General features: G+C 60.0%; 4 protein-coding genes. 3 read left to right on the forward strand and 1 reads right to left on the reverse strand.

All coding sequences use genetic code 11. The features are described 5' to 3' along the window. The 3 genes from Q7A36_RS38355 to Q7A36_RS38365 all read left to right on the forward strand — a co-directional run. Positions 1-293 (forward strand): transposase (locus Q7A36_RS38355; RefSeq protein WP_305109057.1); only part of this gene is annotated, 293 nt, incomplete at its 5' end. Between the two features lie 1,397 nt (positions 294-1,690). After that, entirely contained in the window at positions 1,691-3,043 is a 1,353-nt protein-coding gene (locus Q7A36_RS38360) for a pentapeptide repeat-containing protein (RefSeq protein ID WP_305109058.1), read from the forward strand. 28 nt (positions 3,044-3,071) lie between these two features. Next, on the forward strand, positions 3,072-4,292 hold the full coding sequence (locus Q7A36_RS38365) for a pentapeptide repeat-containing protein (protein WP_305109059.1): 1,221 nt from the start codon (positions 3,072-3,074) through the stop codon (positions 4,290-4,292). 133 nt (positions 4,293-4,425) lie between these two features. Here Q7A36_RS38365 and Q7A36_RS38370 read toward each other — a convergent pair whose 3' ends face one another. Beyond that, entirely contained in the window at positions 4,426-4,680 is a 255-nt protein-coding gene (locus Q7A36_RS38370; protein ID WP_305109060.1) for a hypothetical protein, read from the reverse strand. Positions 4,681-4,841 lie beyond the last annotated feature (161 nt).

Raw genomic sequence — 4,841 nt, forward strand, 5'->3', positions numbered from 1 at the left:
CCTTTGCGGTCATGGCCCGTATCCGCACGGTCTTCGCCGATAAGGGCTACGATGCCGAGCACCATCGCGACCTCTGCCGCCAGTTCGGCGCCGAGCCAAAGATCCACAAGCGTGGTCGCCCGCACGGATCCGGATTGGGCAAGCGCCGTTGGCCGGTCGAGCGCACCAATGCCTGGGTGCTGGAGAACAAGCGCCTCGCCCTACGCTACGACCGGCTCGACTTCATCACGGCGTCGCTGCTTCAGGCCGCTTGCGTATTCCTGGTTGCAAGCCGCGTCGCCAAGCAATTCTGAAAACCGCCTTTTAGCTCGAGCCGGTGCGTTCCTGGCTTGGCGCCAGCACCCCAGCCGCACCGCCGCGCCCTCGAGCAGCGCCACGTCGCCCTGTCGCCACTGGTGCTGGTTCAGCAGCTTGGTCGCCTCCGGCGCCGGCATCCCCAAGGGCATCGCCGATTGCGACAGGGGTGGTGATGCCACGCTCCTCCAGCGCTCGGCCGATCGCCAGCTGTAGGCGAATAATCTTCAGCCTGTCGAGCCTTGCGTTCCCCGGCCGAGAGCTTGGATTTCAGAAACCGCGGTGAGCGGCTATCCCTGATCCAAATACGTGCTGAGAGTGCATGCACGGGCTGTGCGTTCGAACACAGATCGTGTAGCGAAAGCTCTGGTTCCATTGACTGAATGCAAATGCATGTGTTTTCTTCAGGAGGGTTTCTTACTGATACTTAAATACGTTTGATTTTGCCATGATTGCTAGGATAGGAAAGAACACCATGATGATTAGTCCTTTTAGCTTCTGGGGTCCGGTAACTCGGAGCATCAATGGCAAACACAGCGCGAAGATTAACTCAGGCAGCTCGGTCCCGGTGAGGCGAAACCAGCGGCTGGCGGCGCTGGCGACGGGAGGCCTATTGGCAGTCCTCGTTAGCGTCGCCGGAGCCAGCCCAGCAGCAGCCAGCTCTGGGGACTGTGATGCTGGTGATGTGGATTCTCGGCCAGATGTCTATCGAGTGGTCAAAAGCGGCAGCTCGTTTACCGCGTACGGTCGGACTGTGGAGCTGCTCAATGGTTCGGCCTTCAACTTCAGTTTTGCCCGCATCAGTACCGGCTACGAGCGTGGGGACTTAGTGTGGATAGACCGCAGTTTGCGTGGAATGCCGAGGAGCTTGCCAGCACATCCAACACAACAGCAGGTAAAAGACAACGGAAGCTGGAAGCAGTGTGGTCCTTTTAAAAGAAAGGTTTCGAATTTGGTTATGAACTGGAACACAACAACACAGAATCACTTTGCTACTCGGGCCTGCATGCGCCCCCGAGACGGTCGTTCGAGCGTCTGCGGGTACTGGTACATCGACCGTGGCTGACCACGCGCAACCTTAAAGGCGTGTGCGAACGGAGCGTACCGAGCGGGTTCGTACAGCGTCTTCCTTAGTCAAAATCGATATTCCTCTTCAGCGGATCAAGTATTCCTGAGATAAAAAAGGTTGGGGCACGAAAGTACTTTACACTTCTGTCCTAGAAGCCAGGCGGGTACGCACCTTTCGCTGCAGGGGGCACCCCTGGTCAGCCCCACGGGACAGCAGCCGCCAGCGGCCCCTACTCCTGAATGCGGTCATACAACCGCCTGTGAGGAAAGCCGCTCCTGTGAGCCATCTAACGTATGGTCGTGGTCGGGATCGGCAGGTGCAGCGACGATGGCCAATGCGGACCACCTCGAACGGCTTCGGCAAGGGGCTGAGGCGTGGAATGTGTGGAGAGAGGAACAGCCGTATATTAGGCCGGATCTCAGCGAAGCGAACATCGGCCGGGCGCACCTCAGCGATGTGAACTTCCGTGAAGCGTTTCTCCGAAAGGTAAATCTCCGCAATGCGTTTCTCTTCGGCGCGGACCTCAGTGGGGCGGATCTCAGCGGAGCGGACCTCAGCGAAGCGGATCTTATATCGGCGAAACTCGGCGGGGCGAACCTTCGCGAGGCAGACCTCGCCGGAGCGAACCTCTCCGGGGCAAATCTCTCCGAAGCGAACCTCTCCGGGGCGAAGCTCCGCGAAGCGAACCTCTCTGGGGCGAACCTCTGGGAGGTGAAGCTCTCAGGAGCGGACCTTTCCAAAGCGAACCTCTCCGGCGCAAGCCTTTTCTGGGCGGACCTCCGGGAAGCGAACCTTCAAGGGGCGGATCTCTCCGGGGCAAACCTTCGCAAAGCGAGCCTCTCCGAGGCAAACCTTTTCTTGGCGTACCTTCGCGAGGCAGACCTCGAAGGAGCGGATCTCTCCGGGGCAAACCTTCGCAAAACCGACCTTTCCGGCGCAAACCTTTTCTGGGCGGGCCTTAAGCGAGCAAATCTTATCGACGCTCACCTCGACCGTGCCAACCTAACTGGCGCAGAGCTCTGGGAAGCTCAGCGTGCTGACTGGTCGATTCAAGCTGTCATCTGTCGGAGGGCCTATTGGGACAGGAAGGGCGAGGAGCCGATTGAGTACGCAGAAGGTGAGTTCGAACGCATCTTCGCGGAGAAGCCACGCATCGTGCTGCGCTACCCGGGCGGTATGTCGCCAATTGATCTTCTCGCGCTGCCGCTGGTTGTTGAGCGCCTGCAGGCCGAACACCCTGATAGCTTGCTTCGGGTTCGCTCGATGCAGGACGATGCTGGTGGCGTGGCGGTCACAATTACCGTTGAGGACCTAAAGGATCGTAGTGCCGAGGCGTTTGGGCATGAGCTTGTACGCATCCAGGCCAAGCTGGAATGCATTGTCGAAGAGCGAGATCACCTCCGACAGCGCTTAGGGGCGATGTTCTCGGAAGGCATCTCGAAGATGGCCGAGTTCCTGTCGCTGCCGAGGCAAGAGGTTCATGTTCACAGTTCGAGTGGGTTAACCGCCATCGAAGGCCCTGCCATGAGCCGAGACACCTACAACATCTCCGGGCAAGCTGCGGTAGTTGGTCCCGGCGCACATGCCCAGGACAACAGCTTCCAACAGGCCCAGGGCGGCAACGGTCTGCCAGGATCTGCAGAGAAGCCAAAGCACCTGCGTAAACCTCCCAGTGAGTAGTAGTGCTCGGACTGGTGGTGTGACAGCGATGGCCAATGCGGACCACCTCGACTTGCTCCGGCAAGGGGTTGAAGCGTGGAATGCTTGGAGGGAAAAAGAACCGAGTGTCAGGCCAGACCTCAGTGGTACGGACCTTAGCTTTAAAAACTTTCGAAAGGCGAACTTTGGCGGGGTAGATTTCCGTGGGGCTAACCTCGTCTGGGTAGATTTCAGCGAAGTTGATCTCCGGGAAGCAAACCTTATTGAGGCGCATCTCCGCAGAGCGGACCTCCGCGAAGCGGATCTCAGCAGGAGCGATTTGCGTAGGGCAAATCTCTCTGTAGCGGACCTCCGAAAGGCGAAGCTCGGATCGGCGGACCTGAAGTTAGCGAATCTTGTTGATGCACGCCTCGATCGTGCTGATCTAACCGGAGCGAAGCTCTGGGAAACTCAGCGAGAGGGTTGGTCAATCAAGTGCGTCACTTGTCAGCATGCCTTTTGGGACAGAGAAGACAAGGATCCGATCGTGTACGGCGAAGGCGAGTTTGAGCGTATCTTTGCCGACAAGCCGCGAATAGTGCTGCGCTACCCAGGCGGCATGTCACCCGTGGACCTTCTTGCGCTGCCGCTTATTGTGGAACGCCTGCAAGCCGAACACCCCGGCAGCGTGCTTCAGGTCCGCTCAGTGCAGAATGAGGCTGGCGCTGCTTCGGTCACGATCACTGTTGAGGACCTTGAGGGCCGCAGTGCCGAGGCATTTGGGCAGGAGCTTATGCGCCTGCAAATCGAGCTGAAGTGCATCGCCAACGAGCGAGACCGCCTAGATTCGATACTCCGGGAAGGCATCTTCAGAATGGCCTCTGCCTTGGCGCAGCCAAGGCAGAGGCAAGAGATTCATGTCCATGGGCCAAGTGCAATCGAGGGTCCCACCATGAGCCGAGACACCTACAACGTTTCCGGGCAAGCCGGAGCAGTCGCTCCTCGCGCGCACGCCCACGACAACACGTTCCAGCAGGTCCAGGGCGGCGTCGACCTGGCGAAGCTGGCGGAGGAGTTGGGGCGACTGCGTGCCGCCATGAAGGGCGAGGCCACGGGGACGCGCGAGCAAGACAAGGCGATCGGCGCTGTGGCTGACGCGGAAGAGGCGGCGGCCAAGGGTGATGGCCAGGCCGCCCTGGGATACCTCAAGAGCGCAGGGAAGTGGGCGCTCGGCGTCGCTGAAAAGATCGGCGTGGCAGTTGCGACCGAAGCGTTGAAGCGGGCGATGTAGGAGGCGCTCGCGGCTGCTGGGGCTGCGGGGCGGAATGGCAAAAGTACTTTCGTGTCCCAGCTTCGCTGGAATGGCACACCTTGACCTAAGCTTCCAGAACAAAAGACCGCCCGAAGGCGGTCTCGCTCGTTCACTACTCCCTCATCTTGCGCAGGGCGGCAGTTGCCGCGTTCAGCGCCTCGTTCACAGGTGTTGTAGGGCGGAAGGACAGCCCGATCAGCTTGTCGGCCTTGTCCATGTTGACGGTGCGCTGGACGAGGAGGGTCCTGGCATCGTCGCAGGCGCTGTTCACGGCAGCGATCATGCCGGCGCGGAGTCTCTCCATTGCCGTCACGGCGGCGGCCCTGGCTGACGAGACGTTCTCCCCATCATGCAGTGCCTTCATCATGTCAGCCTGCATGGTGCTGAAGATGGAGGCGGGAGTGTCAAAAACCTGGGGCACTATGCTGCGAGCTGGATCGCCTGCTGGCCGAAACGGCCGTCCAGCACTGCGGCCCTGACCTGCAGCACGCGGTGGGCCCCTTGGGGCGACCATCGCATCTGCTGCCG

It is taken from the genome of Paracraurococcus lichenis (genome assembly GCF_030657435.1).
GTDB classification, from domain to species: Bacteria; Pseudomonadota; Alphaproteobacteria; order Acetobacterales; family Acetobacteraceae; genus Paracraurococcus; species Paracraurococcus lichenis.

Bases quoted from the DNA above. Each gene is read 5' to 3' on its own strand.
- Q7A36_RS38360 (WP_305109058.1), top strand. From the start codon at position 1,691: ATGGCCAATGCGGACCACCTCGAACGGCTTCGGCAAGGGGCTGAGGCG.
- Q7A36_RS38365 (WP_305109059.1), top strand. From the start codon at position 3,072: ATGGCCAATGCGGACCACCTCGACTTGCTCCGGCAAGGGGTTGAAGCG.
- Q7A36_RS38370 (WP_305109060.1), bottom strand. From the start codon at position 4,680: ATGATGAAGGCACTGCATGATGGGGAGAACGTCTCGTCAGCCAGGGCC.